The organism is Nocardia macrotermitis, from assembly GCF_009604405.1.
Classification (GTDB): Bacteria; Actinomycetota; Actinomycetes; order Mycobacteriales; family Mycobacteriaceae; genus Nocardia; species Nocardia macrotermitis.
This window is the reverse complement of the sequence record NZ_WEGK01000006.1, coordinates 366,764-389,980: the sequence shown is the minus strand read 5'-3', so window position 1 is coordinate 389,980 and position 23,217 is coordinate 366,764. Positions and strand designations below refer to the sequence as shown.

Genomic DNA, 23,217 nt, shown 5'->3' with positions numbered 1-23,217 from the left:
GCGAACAAGTAGAGTCGGGCCATGAGTCCCGATGCCGACGTCACCCACGGCCGTCCGGGCAAGTTCTGGGCCGCGATGCGCGGCGAGACACCGCAACCACCGGCCGCCCGAACCCTCGGCCTGGAATTCGTCGACGCCGACCCCGAAGCCGGCGTCATCGAATTGGCCTTCACCGCCACAACGGATTTCACCAACCCGATGGGCAACGTCCTGGGCGCATTCCTCGCGGCCATGCTCTACGACACCCTCGGCCCCGCCCTCCTGGCCACCCTGTCCCCCGACGAATTCCAATCAACCCTGGACATGAACGTCAATTTCCTCCACCCCACCCGCCCCGGCCGCCTCCTCGGCCGCGGCCACGTAACCCACCGAGACGGCGACATAGCCAGACTCGAAGCCACCCTCACCACCCCCGAGGGAACCGTCATCGCCACCGCAACCGCAACGGCCCGCGTAATCCCCCTCGGCGTCGAAGCAGTCTGAACACCCCGCCGAAACTCTTCACACGGACCCCGTCATAGAGAACGTTCGGACATTCCCCCAGCCTGAAGCCATCCGCCGCGAATTCCTCGAGTCCGCGTTGCAGATGGCGGGCATTGGCCGGGTTACCGAGCAGATACGCGGTCTCTTTCAACGCCTCGTATTCACGAAGCGAGACCACAACGGCGGATTCACGCCCAGCACGAGTCACAACGATCTCTTCGAGATCCTCGGTAGCGGCGTCCAACACCTCGGCGAGAGAGTTCTGCGAGCTTCTGTATAGGAGAGCTGCCTCACGAATCGATCATACAAGTTCGCTGTACAACGAGATGCCAAGCAGCCGTTGACATTGCCGTGTGTGAACGCTGGTCATGGGTGATCGGTATCCGGCTGGGCGAAGCGAGCTATGGCGTGGGTGATGGCGGCGGCCATGGTGGGGCTGCCGGTGTGGCCGGAGTCCTCGATGATGTGGAGGCGGGCGTCGGGCCAGGCTTTCGCCAGGTCCCAGGCGGTTTCGAGGGGGGCGCTGAGGTCCAGGCGGCCGTGTATCAGGTCGCCGGGGATGCCGGACAGGCGCGCGGCCCGGCCCACCGTGCACCACCAGCGCTGGTCGGCCCGCGGGATTGCCGCTGGCGCACCAGTACATCCGGTTTCCATCGCCGACCTCCAGCAAACCTTCGGCGTACGGATCTATCGGAGGAGAGGCTACCGGCACAGAATCGAGGCTGACGCGGGACCGCTACGGACCGTCGCGAATCTGTCCGGAATTGGGTTGCTGGGGGTGGTGGGGGCGGGCAAAAATCGCAGGGTGTTGCTGACGATTACGTGTGTGCGGGACGACGGGGCCGAGTGGGTTGCCACCGATCTGGGGTTTCTGCTGCACAAGAATCCTGGGCGGGGGCAGGTTTTCGAGCAGTCGTACGGGGTGGCGCACGTGTTGTATCCCGAAGCCGACGAGGAGCGGTGTACCGCCGCCCTGCTGTTGGAGATCGATCCGGTTCGGCTGGTGCGGGGGAAGAACCGGGGGACAACGGAATTCAGCCTCGGGCAGTATGTGAACGATCGGCCGTACGCGGCTTCCTCGCTGATGTCGGTGGCGATCTCGACGGTGTTCAAGAGTGCGCTGCACGGGAAGTGCGAGCAGCGGCCCGAACTCGCGGCCACCGCGCTGCCGTTGCGGATCGAATTGCCCGCGGTGCCGTGCAGGGGTGGGGCGGAGACGGTCGAGCGGATGTTCGCACCGTTGGGCTGGGAGGTTCGCGCCACCCCGATTCCGCTCGATCCGGCATTTCCCGAATGGGGCGAATCACATTACGTGCGACTGGAATTGAGCGGGATGATGCGTGTGGCCGATGCGCTGTCACACCTGTACGTCCTGCTGCCCGTGCTGGACGGCAGCAAGCACTACTGGCTCGCCGCCGACGAGATCGACAAGCTGCTGCGCGCGGGTTCGGGCTGGCTCGTCGGCCACCCGGAGCGCGCCTGGATCACCCGGCGTTATCTCGCGCGCAAGAACTCCCTGGTCCGCACCGCTCTGGCCCGCCTGGCCGAGATCGATGACACGACCCCGGAGTCCCTGGACGCGATCGACGAGACCGTGACGGACGAAGATGATTCGGCCACAACGGAATCCGGTGAGTTGTCGGGTGGAACAACCGTTGCGGCGGCGGATGATCGAGCGGCGAGCGAGGTTGCCGCTGATGCCGAAGAACCCGCGCCGCCGTCGTTGGCGGTCACGCGACGAGCAGCTGTGGTGCGCGCGTTGCACGAGGTCGATGCACGACGAGTGCTCGACCTCGGATGCGGTGAGGGAGCCCTGCTGCGGCAGTTGTTGGCGGACAAGGCGTTCAGCGAGATCGTGGGAGTGGACGTATCCATGCGGGCGCTGCGGATCACGCAGCGGCGGTTGCGGTTGGATCGGGCGCCCGAGCGGGTTGCCAAGCGAATCACCTTGCGGCAGGGAGCGTTGACCTACAGCGACGCCGGGCTGCGCGGATTCGACGCAGCGGTGCTGATGGAGGTCATCGAGCACGTCGACCCGCCCCGCCTCGGTGCGCTGGAGCAGGCGGTATTCGGTTCCGCCGCACCGGGATCGGTGATCGTGACGACGCCGAACGGCGAATACAACGCGCTGTTCGAGACGCTGCCCGCCGGGTCGTTCCGGCATCCGGATCACCGGTTCGAGTGGAGCCGTGCGGAATTCGAGGCGTGGGCGCGTCGAGTGGCCGAAAAATACTGGTACCTGGTGCGTTTCGAGCCGGTGGGCCCGCAGGATCCGGCATTGGGATCGCCGACGCAGTTGGCCGTCTTCGAGAAGCGCGGCGAGAAGGGAGCGGCGTGATGACCGAACTGACCATCCCCGAACTGTCCCTGGTGGCACTGGTCGGATGCACCGGCTCGGGTAAATCCACCTTCGCGCACAAGCACTTTCCGCACACCGCGATCGTGTCCTCCGACGCCTGCCGCGGCATCGTCAGCGACGACGAGAACGACCAGACCGCCACCGACGACGCCTTCGCACTCCTGCACCACATCGCGGGCGTGCGGCTGCGACGCGGCCTGCGCACGGTGGTCGACGCGACCAATGTGCAGCCGCACGGACGGCAGGAACTGATCCGCCTGGCCCGCGAACACGACGTGCTGCCGGTCGCGATCGTGCTGGACGTGCCCGATCGAGTGTGCCTGGAGCGCAACACCCGACGCCCCGAACGCGCGCACGTCGGCGCGCACGTGGTGACCCGCCAGCAGCGCGACCTGCGCCGCAGCCTGCGCAGCCTGGAGCGGGAGGGTTTCCGCCGGGTGTACGTGCTGCGCGGGGCCGAGGAGATCGACGCCGCGACCGTGGCCGACGAGAAGCTCTGGAACGATCGGCGCGAGCTGACCGGCCCGTTCGACGTGATCGGCGACGTGCACGGCTGCCGCTCCGAATTGGAAACGCTGCTGGAGGAACTGGGCTACGCGCTCCGACGCGACGAGACCGCACGTCCGGTCGACGCCCGGCACCCCGACGGTCGCACGGCGGTGTTCGTCGGCGATCTGGTCGACCGCGGACCCGACACCCCGGGCGTACTGCGCCTGGTCATGGGCATGGTCGAATCCGGAAATGCCCTGTGCGTCACCGGAAATCACGAATTCAAGCTGGTCCGCGCCCTGGACGGCCGCAAGGTCACCATCGCGCACGGCCTGGCCGAATCCCTGGCCCAGCTCGAGCAGGAGGACGACGAATTCCGCAGGGCCGCACATGATTTCTGCCGCGGTCTGATCGGACACTACGTCCTGGACGGCGGCGATCTCGTGGTCGCCCACGCCGGACTCAAGCAGGAGTACCACGGCCGCGCGTCGGGCCGCGTGCGCCAGTTCGCCATGTACGGCGAAACCACCGGCGAGACTGACGAATTCGGCCTGCCGGTGCGTTACCCGTGGGCCGAGGACTACCGCGGCCGCGCCACGGTCCTGTACGGCCACACCCCGACCACCGAACTGCGCTGGGTCAACAACACCCTGTGCCTGGACACCGGCGCGGTGTTCGGCGGACGACTCACCGCGCTGCGTTATCCGGAGCGCGAGACGGTATCGGTTCCGGCGGAACAGGTCTGGTGCGAACCGGCCCGCCCGCTGGAGGACACGACGACATCCGGGGGAACCACCCACCGCGATCCCGCCGTGCTGGATCTGGACGACGTGCTCGGCCGCCGCGTGGTGGAGACCCGCCACCTCGGCCGGGTCAGTGTCCAGGAGGAGAACGCGAGCGCGGCCCTCGAGGTGATGAGCCGTTTCGCGGTCGACCCGCGCTGGCTCATCTACCTGCCGCCGACGATGTCCCCCTGTGCCACAGCCGATTCCGAGGATCTGCTCGAACATCCGGCGCAGGCGTTCGCGTACTACCGTGCCGAGGGCGTCCCGACCGTCGTGTGCCAGGAGAAGCACATGGGCTCGCGCGCCATCGCCGTGGTGACGCGTTCGGCGACCACCGCCCGCGACCGCTTCGGCATCGAGGACGGCAGCACCGGCGCGCTCTACACCCGCACCGGCCGCCCGTTCTTCGACGATCCGGAACTGATCGAGGCGGTGCTGCACCACATCCGCACTGCGGCCGAAAAGTCCGGCCTGTTCGAGGAATTGGGTTCGGACTGGTTCGCCCTCGACGCGGAACTCCTGCCGTGGTCGGCCAAGGCGATCGGCCTGCTGCGCGATCAGTACGCGGCCGTCGGCGCGGCGGCCCGGGCATCCCTGGGCGCGGCCGCCGAGATCGTCGCGGCCGCCGCGGCACGCGGTCAGGACGTCGGCGAACTCGCGGCCCGCACCACCGCCCGCCACGCCGACGCCGACGCGTTCACCACCGCCTACGGCCGCTACTGCTGGCCGGTGTCGGGCCTGGACGGGCTGCGCCTGGCCCCGTTCCAGCTCCTCGCGGCCGAGGGTGTGAATTACGCTGTGCGCGACCATGAATGGCACCTGAGCAAGCTCGATGCCCTCGCCGCCGCGGGTACCGGACTGTTCACCGAGACCCGCCGCAGGATCGTGCACCTGTCCGATCCGCAGTCCGAGGCCGAGGCGACATCCTGGTGGACCGAACTCACCGCGAGCGGCGGCGAGGGCATGGTGGTCAAGCCGCTCGAAGCACTCACCCTCGGAACCGCCACGCGCAGTGCGCGTCCCGTGCAGCCCGGCGTGAAATGCCGTGGCCCGGAATACCTTCGGATCATCTACGGCCCGGAGTATCTGCGCCCCGACCAGTTGCGCCGCCTACGCTCGCGCGGCCTGGGCCGCAAACGCTCCATGGCCCTACGCGAATACGCCCTGGGCCTGGAGTCGCTGGACCGCTTCGTCGCGGGCGAACCACTGTGGCGCGTCCACGAGGCCGTCTTCGCGGTGCTGGCCCTGGAATCCGAGCCGGTCGACCCGCGACTGTAGACGCGTGCCGACGACCTGCCGGTCCGATCTCGTTACCGCGCAGCGTGTTGCGGCGCGGTGAGGTCGTAGACGGGCAGGTCACCGATGATCGTCGCCGTGTAGTGCTGCTCGACCCATTTGGTGATCTCCGACGCGGCCGAGGTGCGGTCGCGCGAGCCGGGACCGTGCATATCCTTGGGCCGGTCGATGAAGTAGTGGATCTGCCTGTGCGCGACATAGTCCTGGAACTGTTGCGGGGTCGGTGAGGGGTCGCCGCCGCCGAAACCACCGATCGGCATGACCGGATGACCCGATTCGAGTTGCAGATCCGAGGACATCATCGAACTCACCGCGGCCGCAACCCAGGTGTGGTTCGTACCTCCGTCGCGCAACTTCGCGATGAGCGCGGGATCCGGCGCATCGCCGAACGGTCCGTGATGCCGCTTGTCCTGCTGTCCCGCAGGGGTTTTCAGATCGGCGGCACCGTTCTTCTGCCCCGGCTGCGCGCCCTTCTGCTCGTCCTGGGTGGTGGGCGGCGGGCCGAACATGCCGAAACTCGTTTTCGGCCCGGCCAATACGATGCCACCGGTATGCGGCATGCCGATCGTCTTCAGCGAGAACGCGACCGGCCCCGCCAACACGGTCACCAGAGCGGCCACGGCGGCGAGCTTCTCCCACCGAGGAATCAGCAACGCCGCCACACTCACGATCCCGACGGCCAGCACCACCCACCGCAGCCACGGCACGAAATCCGGTGTGCGCGACAGCAACAGCATCGACGCCGCCACACTCAGCACGACGGCCAACGCCGCCACCACTCGCACCCACATCCGTTCCCGCGCACGCCACACCGTCACCGCACCCAACCCCACGGTCCCGGCGACCGCCGGGGCCAGCGCCACGGTGTAGTACTGGTGGAAGATCCCCTGCATATAGCTGAACACCAGCCCGGTGACCAGCATCCACCCACCCCACAGCAGCAGCGCCGCCCGCTGCGGATCCGTCCGGGACACTGTGCCGCGCAGGATGATCCCCGCGATCAGCAAAACGACAGCCGCCGGAATGAACCACCCGATCTGACCACCGACGGTTTCCTGGAACATCCGATCGATCCCCGGCGAGGACCCGAACATGCCACCCTTCGGCATCTTCCCGCCGGGCGGCCCGGGGAACTGCCCCGACGACCCGACCCCCAACCGCCCCAGCCCGTTGTATCCGAGGGTCAACTCGATGATCGAATTATGTTCGGACCCACCGAAATACGGACGCGACGACGCGGGCCACAGCTGCGCGACCAGCACCCACCAGCCCGCACCGACGATCATCGCCACTCCAGCCGCACACAGTTGCAGCAGCCGGGTCAGCACCCGTGGCGGCCCGGCGATCAGATAGACGAGCGCCAGCGCGGGCAACACCAGCAGCACCTGCAATTGCTTTGCCAGGAAACCGAATCCGACCAACACCCCGCACAGCACCGGCCATCGCCAGCGACCGTCCGCCAGCGCCCGGGTCATCGCCCACACCGCGGCGATCATCAGGAAGACCAGCAGCGCGTCCGGGTTGTTGAACCGAAACATCAGTGCCGCAACGGGAGTCACCGCCAACACCAGCCCGCCGAGTACTCCGGCGGCACTGCCGTGCGTGCGCCGCAACGTCGCCCACAGCAGCGCCACCGAGGCGATACCCAACAGCACCTGCGGCAGCATCATGCTCCACGGATGCATGCCGAACAGCCGCGCCGAGATCTCCATCGGCCACAGCGCGGCCGGAGTCTTGTCGACGGTGATCGAATTGCCCCAGTCCGAGGAGCCGAAGAAGAACGCCTTCCAGGAATGCGCCCCCGACTGCACCGCCGAGGAGTAGAAGGAGTTGGCGCAGCCGTTGATCCCGAGATTCCACAGATACGCGACCGCGGTCCCGATCAGCAGCAGCGCGACGGCCAGACTCTCCCCGCGCGGCAGGTGTCGCCCCGGGCGCCCGGGTGGACTGCTCGGCGGACTCGGCGCAATCGCGGTATCGGTCATGGCGACCAATCATCGTCCATCCGTCCACGTCGCCCCTGGGACCACGCTGAGAAGAAGCTGGGAGCCTGCCGAAAATTCGCGCCCCGCATACGACAGTGGCCGGGATCCACGGGGGATCCCGGCCACTCGATGTCGAATTATTGGTCGGCGCAGAGCCGCTCGCCCCGCGACGCGAGCGCCATCTCGGCCGTCGCGGCCTGCGAAACGGCCGGATCCGCGGCCACCATCTCGCTCGCGGCCTGCTCGTTCGCGATCGCGGCGGCCGGAACCGCATTGCGGAACACCCAGCGCAGCGCGACGAACCGGATCAACGTGGCGATCAGATTCGCGACCACCAGCACGAACAATTGCAGGTGCACCGCCGCGGCCGGGGCCCAGTGATGCAGCGCGAACAGCGAACCGCTGGTCAGGAACCAGGTCAGCGCGAAGATGACCAACCCCTGGACCTGGTGCGATACCGCGTTGGCCGAACCGCGCACCCCGAAGGTGAAGGCCCGGTTCGCGGCGGTATTACCGATCGCGGTGATCAGCAGCGCCAGGAAGTTCGCCGACTGCGCACCGGTCAGCGGCTGCAACACCAGATACAGCAGCATGTAGGCCAGCGTCGAGATGACCCCGATGATGCCGAACCGCACCAGCTGCCCGACCATGCCGAGCGGCACGCCGTCCACCAGCGGTTCGCGCCCGATCGCCGCGCGCAGCTCGTTCACCGGCAGCGTGCCCTTGGCCAGGCCCTTGCTGACCCGCCAGACGCCCTCGAGATCCTTGCGCGCGGTGTCCACGATGTTCACGCTCGAGTTCGGATCGTCGATCCAGTCCACCGGGACCTCGTGGATCCGCAGCCCGGAACGCTCGGCCAGCACCAGCAGTTCGGTGTCGAAGAACCATTCACCGTCCTGCACCAGCGGCAGCAGTTTGCGCGCCACATCGGTGCGCATCGCCTTGAAACCGCACTGCGCGTCCGAAAACCGCGCTTGCAGTGAGGCTTTCAGAATCAGGTTGTAGCAGCGGGAGATGAACTCCCGCTTGGGTCCACGCACCACGCGCGAGGATTTCGCCAGCCGGGTGCCGATCGCCAGATCCGAATGCCCGGACACCAGCGGCGCGACCAGCGGCAGCAGTCCGTTCAGATCGGTCGACAGATCCACGTCCATATAGGCGACGACCTGGGCGTCGGACGCCTCCCAGACCGCCCGCAGCGCGCGGCCGCGGCCCTTGCGGTCCAGATGGACCACCCGGACGCCATCCAGCTCGGCCGCGAGATAGTTCGCAACGTCGAGGGTGGCATCGGTGGAAGCGTTGTCCGCGATGGTGATTCGCGCGCTGAACGGAAATCCGTCGCCGAGGAATTCGTGCAACCGGCGCACGCAGACGCCGAGATCACGTTCCTCGTTGTACACGGGAATAACCACATCCAGTACGGGTGCGGGCTCTGCTGCATCGTGGTGCTTCCGAGAGCCCTGCGTGGTTACGCACGCTGCCTCCTTCGGGCTCGCCGGGCGCACCACCGCCGCGCCCCTGCGGTTCGAAGCGATAACGGTCGAGGTCTCGGTCATGTCATCAAGATTCGTCGGTCAGCCTTGGTGCGCACTGGATCGGAGCTGCGAGATCGCTGGGAGCCGATTCTTCCGGAATCGTCACTGTTCGGGGCGGGTGCGCGGCAGTTCGACGGTGAACGTCGCACCCTCGCCCGGCGCACTGTCCACAGCGACGGTACCGCCGTGCGCGACGACCAGCGCCCGCACGATCGACAGCCCCAGCCCGCTGCCGCCGCTGGCTCGCGCCCGTGAGGAATCGGTGCGGTAGAACCGTTCGAACACGCGCACGGCGGCCTCGGGTGACAGGCCCGGCCCCTTGTCGATCACCTCTATCCGCACCGAATCCGCGCTGGGCGTGAGCCGCACCGTGACCGGCGTGCCGGGCGGGGTGTGCGCCATCGCGTTGCCGACCAGATTGGCCAGCACCTGCCGCAGCCGCGCGGCGTCACCGGACACCTCGAGCGTGCCCGGACCCTCCCGAATATCCAGTGCCACAGGATGATCCGGGCCATCCTGCTTGGCGGCCATGGCCTGCGCGCCGTGCACGACGTCACCGGCGAGGGCCAGCAGATCCACCGGAACCGACTCCAGCGGACGTTGCGCGTCCATCCGGGCCAGCATCAGCAGATCCTCCACCAGCAGGCCCATCCGCCCGGCCTCGGCCTCGATCCGTTCCAGGACCAGCTTCGGATCCTGGCTCGCCCCTTGGCGATACAGTTCGGCGAAACCGCGGATGGTCGTGAGCGGGGTGCGCAGTTCGTGACTGGCGTCGGCGACGAACTGCCGCATCCTGGCCTCCGAACGCCGCGCGGCCTCCTCCGACGCCTCGGTCGCGGTGACGCCGTGCTGGATCTGGGCGAGCATCACGTTCAGCGAACGCGCGAGATGATCGACCTCGGTATCCACATCTCGCACCGGCACCCGGCGACTCAGATCGCCCCCGGCGATCGCGGCGGCGGTCTCCTCGACCTGACTGAGCGGACGCAGACTGCGCCGCACCACCAGATAGCCGCCCGCGCCCAGCAGGACCAGCGCACCCACGGTGGTGGCGATCTCGAAACCGATCAGTTTGGAGACGGTGTCGGCGTTGTCGGTGAGCGGCAGGCCGATGATGGTCGAGCCATATGTGTTGGTGGTCAACAGGACTCGCCAGTTGGTGTCCGAACCGTCGGAGGACGGGAGCGTCACCGGAGTGTGCGCTCTGAGTCCGGACAGTTTCGGGATCGAGGTGGTTCGGTCGGGTTGGACGCGGTAGAGCTCACCCTCCGGGCCGCGGCGCAGTTCGAAGAAGCGATGCGGTTGCTCGGCCGAGCCGAGCTTCGGCGGTGGGGCCGTCGCGTCGGCCGGAATCCACGTCATCTGGCCGTCGGCGGTGCTGACCAGTTTCATCGGCGTGGGCCGGGCCCAGGAGTGCGACGCGTCGAACAGCTGCTCGTCGGTGCGGTCGGTCAGCGATTTGGACAGGGCCGAGGTGACCGCCATTCCCGATGCGGCCAGGACGATTCCGGCCAGCGTCACCAGGGCGACGACCAGCGTGATACGCAACGGGACCGCCGACACGCGGCGTCCCAGCATCGCCCGGGTGCGCCGGAATACGGTGATCACCGACCTATCTCTACCGAGCGAAGCTGGGAGATTCCTGCAAGCCGACTGGGCATTTCCTACGGGCGTGTCACGGTGCGGCGAGTTGATCGGTGAGGCGGTCCAGATACGGTCGCTGACCCGCGCCGAGCTTGTCGTGCGCGACCGACGTATCGAACCATTCGGCGCGATCGATCTCCGGGAACTGTTGCATACGGCCCGATCGTGGCGGCCACTGCATCTCGAAGGTACCCGGATTCACCTGTGCGGTATCGAGATTCGCCTCGATCGCCCAGACCGTGAGTTCCTTCTTGCCGCCGCCGCTGCCGTAACGGACCTCACCGAGCGCGATCCACTCCCCCTCGGGCACCGGCAGTCCGAGTTCCTCGGTGAACTCCCGCCGCGCCGCCACCCGCGCGGTCTCGGATTCCGGATCGTATTCACCCTTGGGAATCGACCAGGCCCCCAAGTCTTTTCGCGCCCACAGCGGCCCGCCCATGTGCCCCAGCAGCACCTCGATGCCCGAGGTACGACGGAACAACAGGACTCCGGCGCTGAATTTCATGTGCGGAGTCTATATTTCGCGCTCAGGAATCCCGTTCTATCCGCTCGAACATCTGGCGCATGTTCGGGCCGATCTCGGCGAGTTCCAGGAACGGCACCCCTGCCGCGGCGCCGTCGAGGTAGGCGAATCGCATCTCGCCGAACATATCGCCGTGCTGCACGATCTCGATGCCCTGCGCGGATGCGGCCTCGAGCGCCGCGTCGAAATCCGCTGGCTCGGAACAGATGTGGTGCAGTCCGGGGCCGGATCGCTCGAGGAATTCCGAATAGATCGACACCCCGCGCACCGGCTGGATCAGCTCGAACTGCATCGCGCCCCGATAGGCGAGCCCGATGTGCGCGGTGAAATCGGCGGGTTCGCCACGGTACCAACAGGTTTCGGGACCGAAACGCACATCGGGCAGCCGCGTCCAGGCCCGCACGCCGAAGCAGGTGCTCAGGAATCGCTCGGTCGCCGCGATATCGGTCACCACCCAGGCGACCTGCGTGATCGTCTCGCCCCCGAGGACATTGTCGAAGTCGCGCACGCCAACCACCCTACGATGAGCTCATGGCCGGACCGACACGAGTGATTCCGGCGCTACACCCCCAGTGCCCGCGGATCATCCCCGCGTGCGCGGGGAGCACGTATGTTCCGCCCTTCGGATATGCCGATGTCAAGGATCATCCCCGCGTGCGCGGGGAGCACACTTCTTGACCAGCGGTTTCATCGGCGGTCGGATGGTTTTTCATTCACTTTAGTTTCACAACTGCACGCCCCGGTTCGATCGAAAGTGCTGCAGGACAAGATACTGGTGTTCCCGTGGCCTCTTGGCTGGGCGTCGCACACAACTACCATCTGGTCATATCGAGAGTCTCGGGATTCCGGTGTCGAGCTTCCTCGGACCAGGCTCGGTGCAGCGTTGGCGGATGTGTCCAGAGCATCTGCTGCACAACGCTTTACGGCGAGGTTGCTGAGCCGACCAAGGAGTCGGCTACATTTCCTCGGCAGACCCTCGGGGACGTCGATCGACCATGCAACTGCACCCGACAGTTGTAGCCTGCCAGCGGGTTGCAGGCGGAGCAACTTGAACGGCACCCGTTGGGCGCAAGCAAAAAAATGGTCTGACCAGGCACGTCGCTGACCATGAGTCGGGATGACAGGATTTGAACCTGCGACCCTCCGCTCCCAAAGCGGATGCGCTACCAAGCTGCGCTACATCCCGGAGGATCCGAGTGGACCACAGAGCGGGCGACGGGAATCGAACCCGCACCATCAGCTTGGAAGGCTGAGGTTCTACCATTGAACTACGCCCGCAGGCACACGACACCGACGGGATCGCCTCGATGTCGTCTGCGACTGAGACTGTACCGAACCTCGCTTCGGAAATGCCAATCGCCCTGCCAGCGGGGGCGGCGGGGTGCCGCGGGAAGCGGATGGTGGGGGTGGACGCGCCCGATGCGGAGGAGACGGATGTCACATCGTTGTCCAGTGCGGTCGACAGAACTTGTTCGGCGCGTCGTGGGCGACACGCTGGGGCGGGGTGTAACGCCGCAGCTCTCACACCGATGACCTACGCGTTGCCATTGGCCGAATTCCGGAAGAGGTTGGAAAACAGCATTTTTCGGAGTCGGGTGGCTTGCTAGGATCCTTTTTGCCGGACGGGGGTATCTGGAAAGGGGGCGGTGAGCATGCACCGGGATCGGTGGAGCGGACCGCATAGCAGTAGGCACGATCCGGAGGGTTTCGGTCCGGAGAGCACAGTCGGCGCGCCGCGCGTGCCCCGTGACGTCTGTGTGAGGTGAGCGCGATGCTCACCGAACTCGATCCGGCGACAGCCGCCGCCGTCACCACGACGTCCCGGGACTGGGCCTGCGCGGTCTATCACCACAGCGGATTGACCGTCCCGCCCGAACATCTGGAGCGCGTGTTCGCCTCGCTCATCAACGAACTACTCGAACTGGCCTGCTCGGAGCCGTTCCCCGCCGAGCCCGCACGCCGGATCGGGCGACGGCTGGCCGAGGCGCCGTTCGACCGCACCCGCAGCATGCTCGCGCCCGCCAGCCGCGCACTACTCGGCTTCGCCCCGGGATATCCGCGCTCACTCGTCGCCAGCCGCTGGCCGCTCGTGGCCAGTCACGCCCTCGAGAGTTACGCCGAAGCGCTCCAGCAGCAGGCCCTCGCACAGCAGCAGGCCAATCTCGACGAGAAGATGTCGGTCCGGGTCCAGGAGATCGTGGATCTGCATCATCAACTCAGGCACGAGGCCACCCACGACGCGCTCACCGATCTGGCCAACCGCTCGCTGCTCCAGCAGCGGGTCCGCATGATGACCGTGAACGGTTCGGGCGGCGTCGGGCTGCTGCTCATCGACGTGGACGACTTCAAGCAGATCAACGACGGCTACGGGCACAGCGTCGGAGACGAAGTGCTGGTGGAGATTTCGCGTCGGCTGCGGGTCACCTGCCCACCGGACACGGTGGTCTGCCGGTACGGCGGCGACGAATTCGTGCTGGCGCTCCCGACCCGCCGCAACACCCTGCGCGAAGTCGCCGTGTGTGTGCTGGCCGCGCTGCACGACCCGGTGTCGACCGACGCCGGACCGGTACCGGTGTCGGCGAGTGTCGGTGTCGCGTACTGCCCGCCGGACAGCACCTGCGATTTCGCCGACCTGCTACGCAGCGCGGACCGGGCCATGTACTCGGCGAAGACCGCGGGCAAACGGCGATTCGCGATATCCGAGCCGGAGTACGACGAGCCGGAGCCGAGTCTGCCGATCCCCGTGCAACTCCCGTACGACGTAGCCGCAGCGGGATAACAGCAACCGGGCGGCTATCGAATCCGCGTACGCTGGACGTGTGCTGATACTTCTGGCCATCCTGGTCGTCGTCCTCGTGGTCTTCCTGGTGATGACCTTCGCGGGGCGCAATACCGCCCGCGGACATCGAGCGACGCAGCTCGCCGACGCCAAGGCCGAGGCCCGTCGGCTCATCGAGCGTCTGGGCGGTCAGGTCTACAACCTCACGGGCACCGATCAGGCGTCCAAGCAGGCCCTCGCCGACGCCGGTGAGCGACTCAACGCCGCCGGTTCGCAGATCGATCAGGCCGCGACCGTCGCGCAGGCCCAGCTGGCGAAGGAGACCGCGCTCGAAGGGCTGTACTACGTGCGGGCCGCGCGGACCGCGATGGGCCTGGATCCGGGGCCGCCGGTCGCCGAGCTCGACGGACAGCGTTCGGCCGGAGCGGTTTCCGAGGATCGCACGGTCGATTTCGACGGCCGCCGGGTGCAGGCGTCGCCGATCCCGTCCGCGCAGACCCCGAACTACTACCCGGGCGGTCGCGTGGCCGGCCGGCCCGTCCCGGCCGGGTGGTATTCCGAGCCGTGGTGGAAGACCGCGCTGGTGGCCGGGGCCTGGGGTGTGGGTTCGGTACTGCTGTTCGACACGCTCTTCCACGGTATGTCGGGCGTAGGATACGACGCGGCCGGTTTCGAGGGCGGCTACGGTTCGGGCTACGACGACGGGTTCGCCGCCGGGCAGGATTATCAGGGCGGTTACGACCAATCCGGTTACGACAACAGCGGATTCGATCAGGGCGGCTACGACCAAGGTGGTTACGACCAGGGCGGGTTCGACCAAGGTGGTTGGGACGGTGGCGGTTTCGACGGCGGTGGCGGCGATTGGGGCGGAGGCGGCTTCTGAAGTCGCTATTTCCCCTTGGCCGACTTACCCGAACGCACCGCCCCCGACGACCTGGCCCGCGCGAGTTCGGTGATCGCACTGGTCGCATGCCGATCGAACCGATCCCGCGAAATATCCAGCGCCCCATCGAGCCACGGCCGATACAGGAATGCCAGCGCACCGAAGATGGCGTGCGCATTGAGCCGGATATCGACATCGTCCGGCGGATTCCGTTTGCGCTCACCGCTGGACAGACTCATCGCGATCGGCGCGGTGAATTCGACGATCAGCTCGTTACCGCGGCCACCCAGCGCGAGGGTCGCCTGGGATTCCACGAACATGATGCGGCCGCGTCGCGGATCCTCGTCCATGTAGTCGGTGAAGCGCGAAACCACGTGCGCGAAAACCTTTTCCGGTTCGGGCGGGGCATCGGCCAACGCGGCGAGCAGCCGATCACGAGCGCCGAGTACGACCTCGTCGAGGACGGCCAGTTGCAGGGCGTCCAGATTCGCGAAGCTCTCGTAGAAGTACCGCTCGGTCAGGCTCGCGGCGCGGCACACCGCGCGCATCGACATCCCGGCCGCGCCGATGGTCCCCATCAGCTCCAATCCGGCGTCCAGGAGTTGCCGACGGCGGGTGGCGATGCGGTCGGCGGGTTCGCGCCCCCGCCAGCGCCGGGATTCCCCTTTGGGCTCCTCGGTGGCCGTCGGCATGTGTGTCCCCTCACAACGAATTCACCCTGCTGATGTTGACATCACACGCTGTTGACAGCAGGTGATGTCGATAATTACCCTGGTCAGTGTAATCCTCCCGCGATTCGAGCGAATTCACCGGCTCTGCCTACACCTTCGGGTGTTCGAGCATTTCAAGGAGACGCCATGAAGTTCGGCCAGGCAGCACAGTCGGTCGTGCTGAGCATCCTGCGTCCCGGCGGGCTGTTGTCGGCGGTGCAGATCCAGCGCCAGGCAAGGCTTTCCGGATGGAGCACTCGCAACGCACTCGCGCGCTTACAGGCCCGCGGCCTGATCGTCGCCATCCCGTACAAGGGCTGCTGGCAGATCAGCGACCGCGGTCGCGCCTTCACCGCCCAGACCTCGCACTGATCGCGGCGGCGACGTAGCGGGGAACCGTCAGCCGGGCTGACAGGTGGGGCACCAGAACAGATTTCGGCCGTCCAGCACCGAATGCAGGACGGTCGAACCACACAGACGACAAGGATCTCCGGCGCGGCGGTACACGTAGGTGCGCGGCTTGCCCTCGACGTAAGACGGTGCGCCGTGGTCGTGTTCGCGACGTACCACGACGATCTTGCCCTGCCGCACCCCGACCCGCATGAGCTCGACCAGATCCGCCCACAGCTCGTCCCATTCGGCCACGCTCAACTCGCGCCCGGGGCGTTGCGGCGAAATCCCGTGCCGGAACAGCACTTCCGCGCGATAGACGTTGCCGACCCCGGCCAGCACCTTCTGATCCATCAGCAGCGCGCCCACCGAGCGCGACGAACGTCGGATGCGGTCCCAGGCCGCCGTGGGATCGGCGTTGCGGCGCAACGGATCCGGGCCCAGCCGAGCGGTCAGCGCCGCGACCTCCGGCTCGTGCAGCACCTCGCAGGCGGTCGGCCCGCGCAGATCGGTCCCATACAGCTGCTCCCCGCCCCGACCGGCACCGGCGATGCGCATTCGCACCTGCCCCACCGGATCACCCAGCGGCCCGGACGTCTCGGTGAACGTCCCGTACAACCCCAGGTGCACGTGCACGGTCAGGCCCGAATCATAGTGGTGCAGTAGATGTTTCCCCCACGCCTCGGCGCGCACCAGCACCCGCCCGTCGACCAGCGCGGCCCCCTCGGCGAAGCGGCCCTGCGGACTGGACACCCGCACCATTCCCCCGGCGAACCGCTGATGATGCAGTTTCGCCAGCCGATGCAGCGTATGCCCCTCCGGCATGACCCGTCCTCACCCTTCACTCACGATCGAACAACACCACAGCCGACCGCACCCCGCCGAACTGCGCGGACGGGGTGCGATCGACTCCTGGTGGTGCGATCAGTTCGCGGGAACCTCCGGCGCCACACCGGTCGTCTCGTATTCGGCGATGATGTCGATGCGTCGCTGGTGCCGCGCCTCGTCCGACCACGGGGTCTCCAGGAAGGCGTCGACGATGGCCAGCGCCTCGGGCAGCGGATGCATCCGACCGCCGATACCCATCAGCTGCGCGTTGTTGTGCTGCCGGGCCAGCTGCGCGGTCTCCACACTCCAGGCCAGGGCACAGCGCGCGCCGGGCACCTTGTTCGCGGCGATCTGCTCACCGTTCCCGCTACCGCCGAGCACGATGCCGAGGCTGCCCTCGTCGGCGACCACGCGCCGCGCGGCATCGATGCAGAACGCCGGGTAGTCGTCGACGGCGTCGTATTCGTGTGCGCCGCAGTCGATCACCTCGTGTCCGGCCTGCTTCAGGTGGTCTTTGATGTGATTCTTCAGCTCGAAGCCGGCATGGTCGGCACCCAGGTATACGCGCATGGCAGCGATTGTGTCAGGCCCCGCGAGCGGCTCCGACGCGGGGCCGACGGCGAATTTCCGGTCACCGGCATGAACTACGCGAGACAGCGGGTCGACTCGGTGCGGATGTCGCCGACGCAGTTTCCCGAGGGGGATCGGATGGTGGCCGAGGCCGCGGCGCGCTACGGCATGCACACCGTGCCCGACGTGTATGTGGTGCTGGGGCACTACACCGAGATCCCGAGCAACGTGCGCTGAGCGATTTCGCCCGGCCGGAGGACGATTCCCGGGGGACGACGAATTGGGGCGCACCGAATCACGGTGCACCCCAATTCGTTTCAGTCGAAGACCGGGCCCTCGGTGCGGGTCCGCTTGAGTTCGAAGAAGTGCGGGTAGGACGCCAGCGCCACCGCACCGTCCCAGATCTTGCCGGCCTCCTCGCCGCGCGGGATCCGCGAGATCACCGGACCGAAGAACGCCACGTCGTTGATGTGGATGGTGGGGGTGCCCACATCGGGGCCGACCTTGTCCATCCCGGCGTGGTGGCTCTCGCGCAGCGCCTCGTCGTAGTCGGTGCTGGTGGCGGCCTCGGCCAACTCCGCGGGCAGACCGACCTCGGCCAGGGCCTCGGGGATGATCAGCGCGAACGACTCGGCGCGATCCTCGCGCTCGTACTCTTCCTTGCGGTTGTGGATACGGGTGCCCATCGCGGTGTAGAGCGGCGCGAGCACCTCGTCACCGTGCTTCTGCGCGGCGGCGATGGCCACCCGCACCGGGCCCCACGCGGACTTCATCATCTCCACGTACTGCTCGGGCAGACCCTCGCGTCCCTCGTTCAGCACCGCCAGGCTCATCACGTGGAAGCGGGCCTCGATATCGCGGACCTTCTCGACCTCCAGAATCCAGCGGGAGGTGATCCAGCACCAGGGACACAGCGGATCGAACCAGAAGTCCACCCGGTCCCTGGTGCCGGTTGTCGCATCACTCACGTCGCGTCCTCTCGAAAGTTTCGGGGCGGTGGTGCACCACCACCGTCAATTCTCATCAACGACGGAAAGTTCCGGATATTTCCCGACCTTGTCGGTGGGTCGCAGTAGGGTCGGAGACGACCTGGTCACCGTCGCACGGAGGGTTCGCATGAGCACAGATCCCAGGTTCGTCATCGTCGGCGGCGGGCTCGCCGCGGCCAAGATCGCCGAGAATCTGCGTGCCGACGATTTCGCCGGTGCGATCACCCTGATCGCCGCGGAGGACCACCTGCCGTACGAGCGGCCCCCGCTGTCCAAGGAACATCTGCTCGGCAAACAGGCGCTGCCCGATTTCACGGTGCAGCCCGCGCAGTGGTACCGCGATCACCATGTCGAGGTGATGCTGGGCACCACCGTGGCCGGGATCGACCGGGCGTCGAAAACCGTTGAGCTACCGGATGGTTCGACGCTGCCCTACGACAAACTCGCGTTGGCGACCGGATCGCGGCCGCGCCGGCTGCCGCTGCCCGGGGCCGATGCCCGGGGCGTGCATCACCTGCGGACCATCGAGGATTCCGATGCGCTGATCGAGCTGTTCGGTTCGGTGCGGCGGCTGGCGGTGATCGGCGGCGGCTGGATCGGGCTGGAGGTCACCGCGGCCGCGCGGGCGGCGAATGTCGAGGTGACGGTGCTGGAGAGCGAGCCGGTGCCGCTGCGTGCCGCGCTCGGCGCGGAGATGGGGCAGGTGTTCGCCGATCTGCATCGCTCGCACGGGGTGGATCTGCGGTGCGGGGCCCGGGTCGCGGAGATCGTCACCGATCAGGGGCGCGCGGTCGGGGTGCGGCTCGACGACGACACCGTCATCGAGGCCGACGCGGTGCTGGTGGCTGTGGGGGCGCGGCCCAATATCGATCTGGCCACCGACGCCGGGCTCGCGGTCGAGGGCGGGGTGCTGGTGGACGAGTCGCTGGCCACGAGCGATCCCGATATCGTCGCCGTCGGCGATATCGCCGATCAGCAGCATCCGCTGCTGGGGCGGCGCGTTCGGGTGGAGCACTGGGCCACCGCGCTCAATCAGCCCGCCGTGGCGGCGCGGACCATGCTGGGCGTGGCGGCGGTCTACGACCGGGTGCCGTATTTCTTCACCGATCAGTACGACCTGGGCATGGAGTACACCGGTTACGTCGCGCCCGATCAGGAGACGACGGTTGTGGTGCGCGGGGATACCGCCGCTCGTGAGTTCGTGGCGTTCTGGCTGGATTCCGGGAATCAGGTGCTGGCCGGGATGAATGTGAACGTCTGGGATGTCACCGATCGGATCAAGGAGCTGGTCCGGGCGGGTGAACCGGTCGATCCGCAGCGTCTGGCGGACACCTCCACATCGCTGTGATGCGGATCACTATCTGGATGTGATGATTCCGGGCCGCCGGTTCCGACCTTTCAGGGAACAACCCCGATGCGAGGCGCGGGCGTTACCGCCTGCGCCGAGCGACCGCCGAACCGACACCAGGAGCCGACCGTGAAATACATGCTGATCAAGACCTATGCGCCCGCCGAATTCTGCGACACCCCGATTACCGAGTGGACGCCCGAGGAGATCGCCGCGCACATCGATTTCCAGCGCATGCTGGGCGAACAGTTGCGCGATTCCGGGGAACTGGTCGACGCCCAGGGGCTGGCGTTTCCCGATCAGGCTCTGGTGGTCAGCTCCGACGGCCGCTCGGCCCCGGTGGTGACCGACGGCCCGTTCCCCGAGACCAAGGAGTTCCTGGCCGGGTACTGGATCGTCGACGTGGACACCCCCGAGCGCGCCGTCGAGATCGCCGCCCAGGCTTCGGCCGCTCCCGGTCCGGGCGGCAAGCCGATCGGTGAACGCATCGAGGTCCGGCAGGTCATGGCCGCACCCGCGACCGACTCGTGAGCGAATCCCGTTCCGCTGCAAGAGAATCTGAGAGTTCGGCAGTCGAGCCGCCCACCGGAACGCCGTCCCGGTCCCGTTCGTCCGGCACGGTCGTCGGATCGGACCGTGTCGGGGCCGGTGGGCCGGATCGGGAGATCGCGTATCTGCTGCGGGAAGTCGCTCCGACGGTACTCGGGGTGCTGGCGCGGCGGTTCGGGGATTTCGATGCCGCCGAGGACGCGGTGCAGGAGGCGATGCTGGCGGCCGCGACGCAGTGGCCCGAGAGCGGACTGCCGGACAATCCCAGAGGCTGGCTGATCCAGGTCGCGCAGCGGCGGCTGGTCGACGCGGTGCGGTCCGAGATCGCCCGGCGTAATCGCGAGGTCACCGCCGCGACGCGAGATGTGCGGCCGGACAACGATATCGGGTCCGCGCGCGAGGACACCCTCACCCTGTTGCTGCTGTGCTGTCATCCCGCGCTGTCCCCGGCAAGCGCGATCGCGTTGACGTTGCGCGCGGTCGGTGGACTCACCACCGAGGAGATCGCGCACGCCTTCCTGATCCCGGAAGCGACCATGGCGCAACGGATTTCACGCGCGAAGAAGCGTCTCGCCACACTGGAACGCCCCTTCGCGCTCTCGGATCGAGCCGAGGCCGCCGCGTGGACCGACCGCCGCGAATCGGTGCTGCACGTGCTGTACCTGATGTTCACCGAGGGCCACACCGCCTCCACCGGCGAGGCGGTGCACCGCGCCGACCTGGCCGCCGAGGCCATCCGCCTGACCCGCCTGACCCGCCGCTTCCGCCCCGACGACCCCGAGGTCACCGCGCTGCTGGCCCTGATGCTGCTCACCGACGCCCGCCGCGCCGCCCGCACCGGCCCCAGCGGCGAACTCATCCCCCTGCCCGAGCAGGACCGCACCCGCTGGAACCGCACCCAGCTCACCGAAGGCATCCGCCTGACCACCACGGCCATCGCCTCCGGCCTCGAAGGCCCCTACCGTCTGCAAGCGGCCATAGCGGCCCTGCACGCCCAGGCCCACCGCGCCGAGGACACCGACTGGCCCCGAATCCTGTTGCTGTACAACAAATTGGAATCCCTCACCCCCAACCCCCTGATCACCCTGAACCGCGCGGTAGCGGTAGCCATGGTGCACGGCCCCGCCGCCGCCCTGGCCATAACCGCCACCCTCGACCCCACCCTCCCCACCACCCACCGCCTCGACGCGGTCCGAGCCCACCTCCACGAAATGGCCCACGACCACCCCACCGCGATCACCTACTACACATCCGCCGCCCGCAAAGCCACCAACACCCCCGAACGCGACTACCTCCTCCTCCGCGCCGCCCGCCTACGCTGATAACACTGGTGCACAACATCTTTCAGCACCCATAAGACACTCGTCCCTTCCCGGCCAGGACTCGGGTAGCCCTGGCCGTCGAGAGAGGGCTACCCACAAACAGGAGCGCGCATGAGCTTGCACAACGAGCTGGTAGAAATCGCAGCGGCAATGGACGTGCCCGAGGGGTTCCGGGCCGACGCCAAGGGGGACGTAATCGTCGTATCACCGCAGCGCTCCGCACACTGGCACGCCATCTTCGACATCGCATTCCGTATCCGTGTCAAAGCGCCCGGTCTTCGCATCGAATCGGATGTCAAGGTCGCCGGTACCGGCAAGAACGACAAAGCTCCCGACATCAGCATCTTTCACATCAATTCCGAGCTGCACGCGTCGAAGGCGCTGACCTTTGTCGAGATCGTCTCCAACAGCAGCAGGGAGACCGACTACATCGACAAACCCGGCATCTGTGCGGCGGCCGGGGTTCCCGAGTACTTGATCGTCGACCCGGAACGTGAGGTGTGGACGTTGCATACCGAACCGACATCGGTCGGCTACCAGACCGTCGTCACCGAGCCGATCAGCGCACCGGTTGAAATCGCTGGTGTGCGGGTCGATCTGGGCTAGGCGCTGTCAGGCGGTCGGGACGGTCCAGGGGGTGCCGGTGATCAGTTCGTAGGCTTCCTGGTACTTGGCGCGGGTGGCGGTGACGATGTCGGCGGGGATTTCGGGGCCCGGGTATTCCTTGTTCCAGCCGGTGGAGGTGGACCAGTCGCGGACGAACTGTTTGTCGAAGGAGGGCTGGGGGGCGCCGGGCTGCCAGGAGGCGGCGGGCCAGTAGCGGGAGGAATCCGAGGTGAGGACCTCGTCGCCGAGGGTGAGAGTGTCTGCGTCCCAGCCGAATTCGACCTTGGTGTCGGCGATGATGACGCCACGGTCGGCGGCGTGGGCGGCGCCGCGGGTGTAAATCTCGAGGGTCAGGTCGCGCAGGTGCTCGGCGACCTCGCGGCCTTCCTGGGCGACGACGTCCTCGAAGGTGATCGGCTCGTCGTGGCCGACCGAAGCCTTGGTGGTCGGGGTGAAGATCGGTTCGGGCAGGCGGTCGCCCTCGCGCAGGCCTGGCGGCAGCGCGATGCCGGAGACCGATCCGGTGCGCTGGTACTCCTTCAGGCCCGAGCCGGACAGGTAACCGCGGGCGATGCATTCGACCTGCACCATCTTCAGCGGCTGCACCCGGACCGCGCGTCCGGCGAACTCCGCGGGCACATCCGTCGTGGACAGCACGTGGTTGGGGATGCCGGACAGATGCTCGAACCACCAGTTGGACAGCTGGGTCAGCAGCGCACCCTTGTCGGGGATCGGCGTCGGCAGCACCACGTCGTAGACCGAGACGCGATCCGATGCGACCAGGATCAGCGAATCGCCGTCCTCGTACAGATCGCGCACCTTACCCGCGTGGATGTGCTTCAACTGTCCTCCTCGTATGCGCGGCGGTGACTCACCCGATGTCCGGCCCAGCGCGCTCGGCACCGAGCCGCGCGGACGCCGCACAGCCTACCGAGGGGTACGCCGCCGCCGGTCGCGGGCACGTACACACCCCCGCTCGCGGACAACGTGGCATTCTGGGCAACGTTGCATTCGCACCCGTGCACGACAGGTGATCCCGGTCGGCGCGGCGGGTCGCGGACCGCACGACGCACCGAGCCGAGCGCGTCGCCCGTCCCCGGACCGGATGGGGCAGCCTGCCCGGCACAGTTCTCCGACCAGCGAA

Annotated in this window: 21 protein-coding genes, 2 tRNA genes and 2 pseudogenes; 11 read left to right on the top strand and 14 right to left on the bottom strand. The window is 67.4% G+C overall.

Annotation, left to right across the window (positions count from 1 at the left end; genetic code table 11):
• Window positions 1-21: 21 nt before the first annotated feature.
• On the top strand, window positions 22-483 hold the full coding sequence (locus NRB20_RS17100; protein ID WP_194289889.1) for a PaaI family thioesterase: 462 nt from the start codon (window positions 22-24) through the stop codon (window positions 481-483).
• On the opposite strand, the gene NRB20_RS17095 is transcribed toward NRB20_RS17100, so the two are convergent.
• Window positions 425-781 carry a type II toxin-antitoxin system Phd/YefM family antitoxin gene (locus NRB20_RS17095; RefSeq protein ID WP_319945041.1) on the bottom strand — a complete coding sequence of 119 codons (357 nt, stop codon included), beginning with the start codon at window positions 779-781 and terminating at the stop codon, window positions 425-427. The genes NRB20_RS17100 and NRB20_RS17095 overlap by 59 nt on opposite strands.
• A 68-nt stretch (window positions 782-849) precedes the next feature.
• Window positions 850-1,062 (bottom strand): annotated as a pseudogene (locus NRB20_RS17090) (prolyl aminopeptidase); the annotation flags it as partial.
• Between the two features lie 247 nt (window positions 1,063-1,309).
• Here NRB20_RS17090 and NRB20_RS17085 point away from each other — a divergent pair.
• Together NRB20_RS17085 and NRB20_RS17080 are read left to right on the top strand one after the other, a co-directional pair.
• Complete coding sequence (locus tag NRB20_RS17085; RefSeq protein WP_406603837.1) at window positions 1,310-2,821, top strand: 3' terminal RNA ribose 2'-O-methyltransferase Hen1; 1,512 nt, start codon at window positions 1,310-1,312, stop codon at window positions 2,819-2,821.
• The gene (locus tag NRB20_RS17080) at window positions 2,821-5,394 is read left to right on the top strand and encodes a polynucleotide kinase-phosphatase (RefSeq protein ID WP_153411088.1); all 2,574 of its coding nucleotides are present in this window, start codon (window positions 2,821-2,823) and stop codon (window positions 5,392-5,394) included. The genes NRB20_RS17085 and NRB20_RS17080 overlap by 1 nt, the downstream gene beginning before the upstream one ends.
• Window positions 5,395-5,426: 32 nt before the next feature.
• Here the strand turns inward: NRB20_RS17080 and NRB20_RS17075 are convergent, their stop codons facing one another.
• From NRB20_RS17075 to NRB20_RS17045, 7 genes are all read right to left on the bottom strand, one after another.
• Window positions 5,427-7,397 carry an ArnT family glycosyltransferase gene (locus NRB20_RS17075; protein ID WP_153411087.1) on the bottom strand — a complete coding sequence of 657 codons (1,971 nt, stop codon included), beginning with the start codon at window positions 7,395-7,397 and terminating at the stop codon, window positions 5,427-5,429.
• Between the two features lie 137 nt (window positions 7,398-7,534).
• On the bottom strand, window positions 7,535-8,905 hold the full coding sequence (locus NRB20_RS17070; RefSeq protein WP_406603844.1) for a glycosyltransferase: 1,371 nt from the start codon (window positions 8,903-8,905) through the stop codon (window positions 7,535-7,537).
• A gap of 129 nt (window positions 8,906-9,034) precedes the next feature.
• Window positions 9,035-10,510 carry a sensor histidine kinase gene (locus tag NRB20_RS17065; RefSeq protein ID WP_153411173.1) on the bottom strand — a complete coding sequence of 492 codons (1,476 nt, stop codon included), beginning with the start codon at window positions 10,508-10,510 and terminating at the stop codon, window positions 9,035-9,037.
• A 97-nt stretch (window positions 10,511-10,607) separates the two neighbouring features.
• On the bottom strand, window positions 10,608-11,081 hold the full coding sequence (locus NRB20_RS17060) for an NUDIX domain-containing protein (RefSeq protein WP_153411085.1): 474 nt from the start codon (window positions 11,079-11,081) through the stop codon (window positions 10,608-10,610).
• Between the two features lie 22 nt (window positions 11,082-11,103).
• The gene (locus NRB20_RS17055; RefSeq protein ID WP_319945026.1) at window positions 11,104-11,607 is read right to left on the bottom strand and encodes a VOC family protein; all 504 of its coding nucleotides are present in this window, start codon (window positions 11,605-11,607) and stop codon (window positions 11,104-11,106) included.
• Window positions 11,608-12,211: 604 nt separating this feature from the next.
• A tRNA-Pro gene (locus tag NRB20_RS17050) sits at window positions 12,212-12,285 on the bottom strand.
• A gap of 21 nt (window positions 12,286-12,306) precedes the next feature.
• Window positions 12,307-12,377, bottom strand: a tRNA-Gly gene (locus NRB20_RS17045).
• Between the two features lie 493 nt (window positions 12,378-12,870).
• On the opposite strand from NRB20_RS17045, the gene NRB20_RS17040 reads away from it, so the two are divergent.
• Both NRB20_RS17040 and NRB20_RS17035 read left to right on the top strand, forming a co-directional pair.
• Complete coding sequence (locus NRB20_RS17040) at window positions 12,871-13,878, top strand: GGDEF domain-containing protein (RefSeq protein WP_153411084.1); 1,008 nt, start codon at window positions 12,871-12,873, stop codon at window positions 13,876-13,878.
• A gap of 91 nt (window positions 13,879-13,969) precedes the next feature.
• Window positions 13,970-14,761 (top strand): DUF1542 domain-containing protein, encoded by a 792-nt coding sequence (locus NRB20_RS17035; protein ID WP_153411172.1) that lies wholly within the window; start codon window positions 13,970-13,972, stop codon window positions 14,759-14,761.
• 5 nt (window positions 14,762-14,766) lie between these two features.
• Here the strand turns inward: NRB20_RS17035 and NRB20_RS17030 are convergent, their stop codons facing one another.
• Window positions 14,767-15,453 (bottom strand): TetR/AcrR family transcriptional regulator, encoded by a 687-nt coding sequence (locus NRB20_RS17030; RefSeq protein ID WP_153411083.1) that lies wholly within the window; start codon window positions 15,451-15,453, stop codon window positions 14,767-14,769.
• A gap of 165 nt (window positions 15,454-15,618) precedes the next feature.
• On the opposite strand from NRB20_RS17030, the gene NRB20_RS17025 reads away from it, so the two are divergent.
• Complete coding sequence (locus tag NRB20_RS17025; protein ID WP_153411082.1) at window positions 15,619-15,843, top strand: hypothetical protein; 225 nt, start codon at window positions 15,619-15,621, stop codon at window positions 15,841-15,843.
• Between the two features lie 27 nt (window positions 15,844-15,870).
• Here the strand turns inward: NRB20_RS17025 and NRB20_RS17020 are convergent, their stop codons facing one another.
• Window positions 15,871-16,686 carry an Fpg/Nei family DNA glycosylase gene (locus tag NRB20_RS17020; protein WP_153411081.1) on the bottom strand — a complete coding sequence of 272 codons (816 nt, stop codon included), beginning with the start codon at window positions 16,684-16,686 and terminating at the stop codon, window positions 15,871-15,873.
• 99 nt (window positions 16,687-16,785) lie between these two features.
• Window positions 16,786-17,259 (bottom strand): ribose-5-phosphate isomerase, encoded by a 474-nt coding sequence (locus NRB20_RS17015; protein WP_153411080.1) that lies wholly within the window; start codon window positions 17,257-17,259, stop codon window positions 16,786-16,788.
• Between the two features lie 66 nt (window positions 17,260-17,325).
• Here NRB20_RS17015 and NRB20_RS17010 point away from each other — a divergent pair.
• Window positions 17,326-17,466 (top strand): annotated as a pseudogene (locus NRB20_RS17010) (M48 family metallopeptidase); the annotation flags it as partial.
• 110 nt (window positions 17,467-17,576) lie between these two features.
• Here NRB20_RS17010 and NRB20_RS17005 read toward each other — a convergent pair.
• Entirely contained in the window at window positions 17,577-18,227 is a 651-nt protein-coding gene (locus NRB20_RS17005) for a mycothiol-dependent nitroreductase Rv2466c family protein (protein WP_319945024.1), read from the bottom strand.
• 148 nt (window positions 18,228-18,375) lie between these two features.
• On the opposite strand from NRB20_RS17005, the gene NRB20_RS17000 reads away from it, so the two are divergent.
• From NRB20_RS17000 to NRB20_RS16985, 4 genes are all read left to right on the top strand, one after another.
• A complete protein-coding gene (locus NRB20_RS17000) occupies window positions 18,376-19,596 on the top strand; it encodes an NAD(P)/FAD-dependent oxidoreductase (RefSeq protein WP_153411079.1) in 1,221 nt (406 codons plus the stop codon).
• A gap of 129 nt (window positions 19,597-19,725) precedes the next feature.
• Entirely contained in the window at window positions 19,726-20,127 is a 402-nt protein-coding gene (locus tag NRB20_RS16995) for a YciI family protein (RefSeq protein WP_319945023.1), read from the top strand.
• Window positions 20,128-20,261: 134 nt separating this feature from the next.
• Window positions 20,262-21,467: an RNA polymerase sigma factor gene (locus NRB20_RS16990; protein ID WP_319945039.1), complete on the top strand. Its 1,206-nt coding sequence runs from the start codon at window positions 20,262-20,264 to the stop codon at window positions 21,465-21,467.
• A gap of 111 nt (window positions 21,468-21,578) precedes the next feature.
• Window positions 21,579-22,073: a Uma2 family endonuclease gene (locus NRB20_RS16985; protein WP_153411077.1), complete on the top strand. Its 495-nt coding sequence runs from the start codon at window positions 21,579-21,581 to the stop codon at window positions 22,071-22,073.
• Window positions 22,074-22,079: 6 nt separating this feature from the next.
• Here NRB20_RS16985 and NRB20_RS16980 read toward each other — a convergent pair whose 3' ends face one another.
• Window positions 22,080-22,916, bottom strand: a complete 837-nt coding sequence (locus NRB20_RS16980) for a phosphoribosylaminoimidazolesuccinocarboxamide synthase (RefSeq protein ID WP_153411076.1) — start codon at window positions 22,914-22,916, stop codon at window positions 22,080-22,082.
• Window positions 22,917-23,217: the final 301 nt, after the last annotated feature.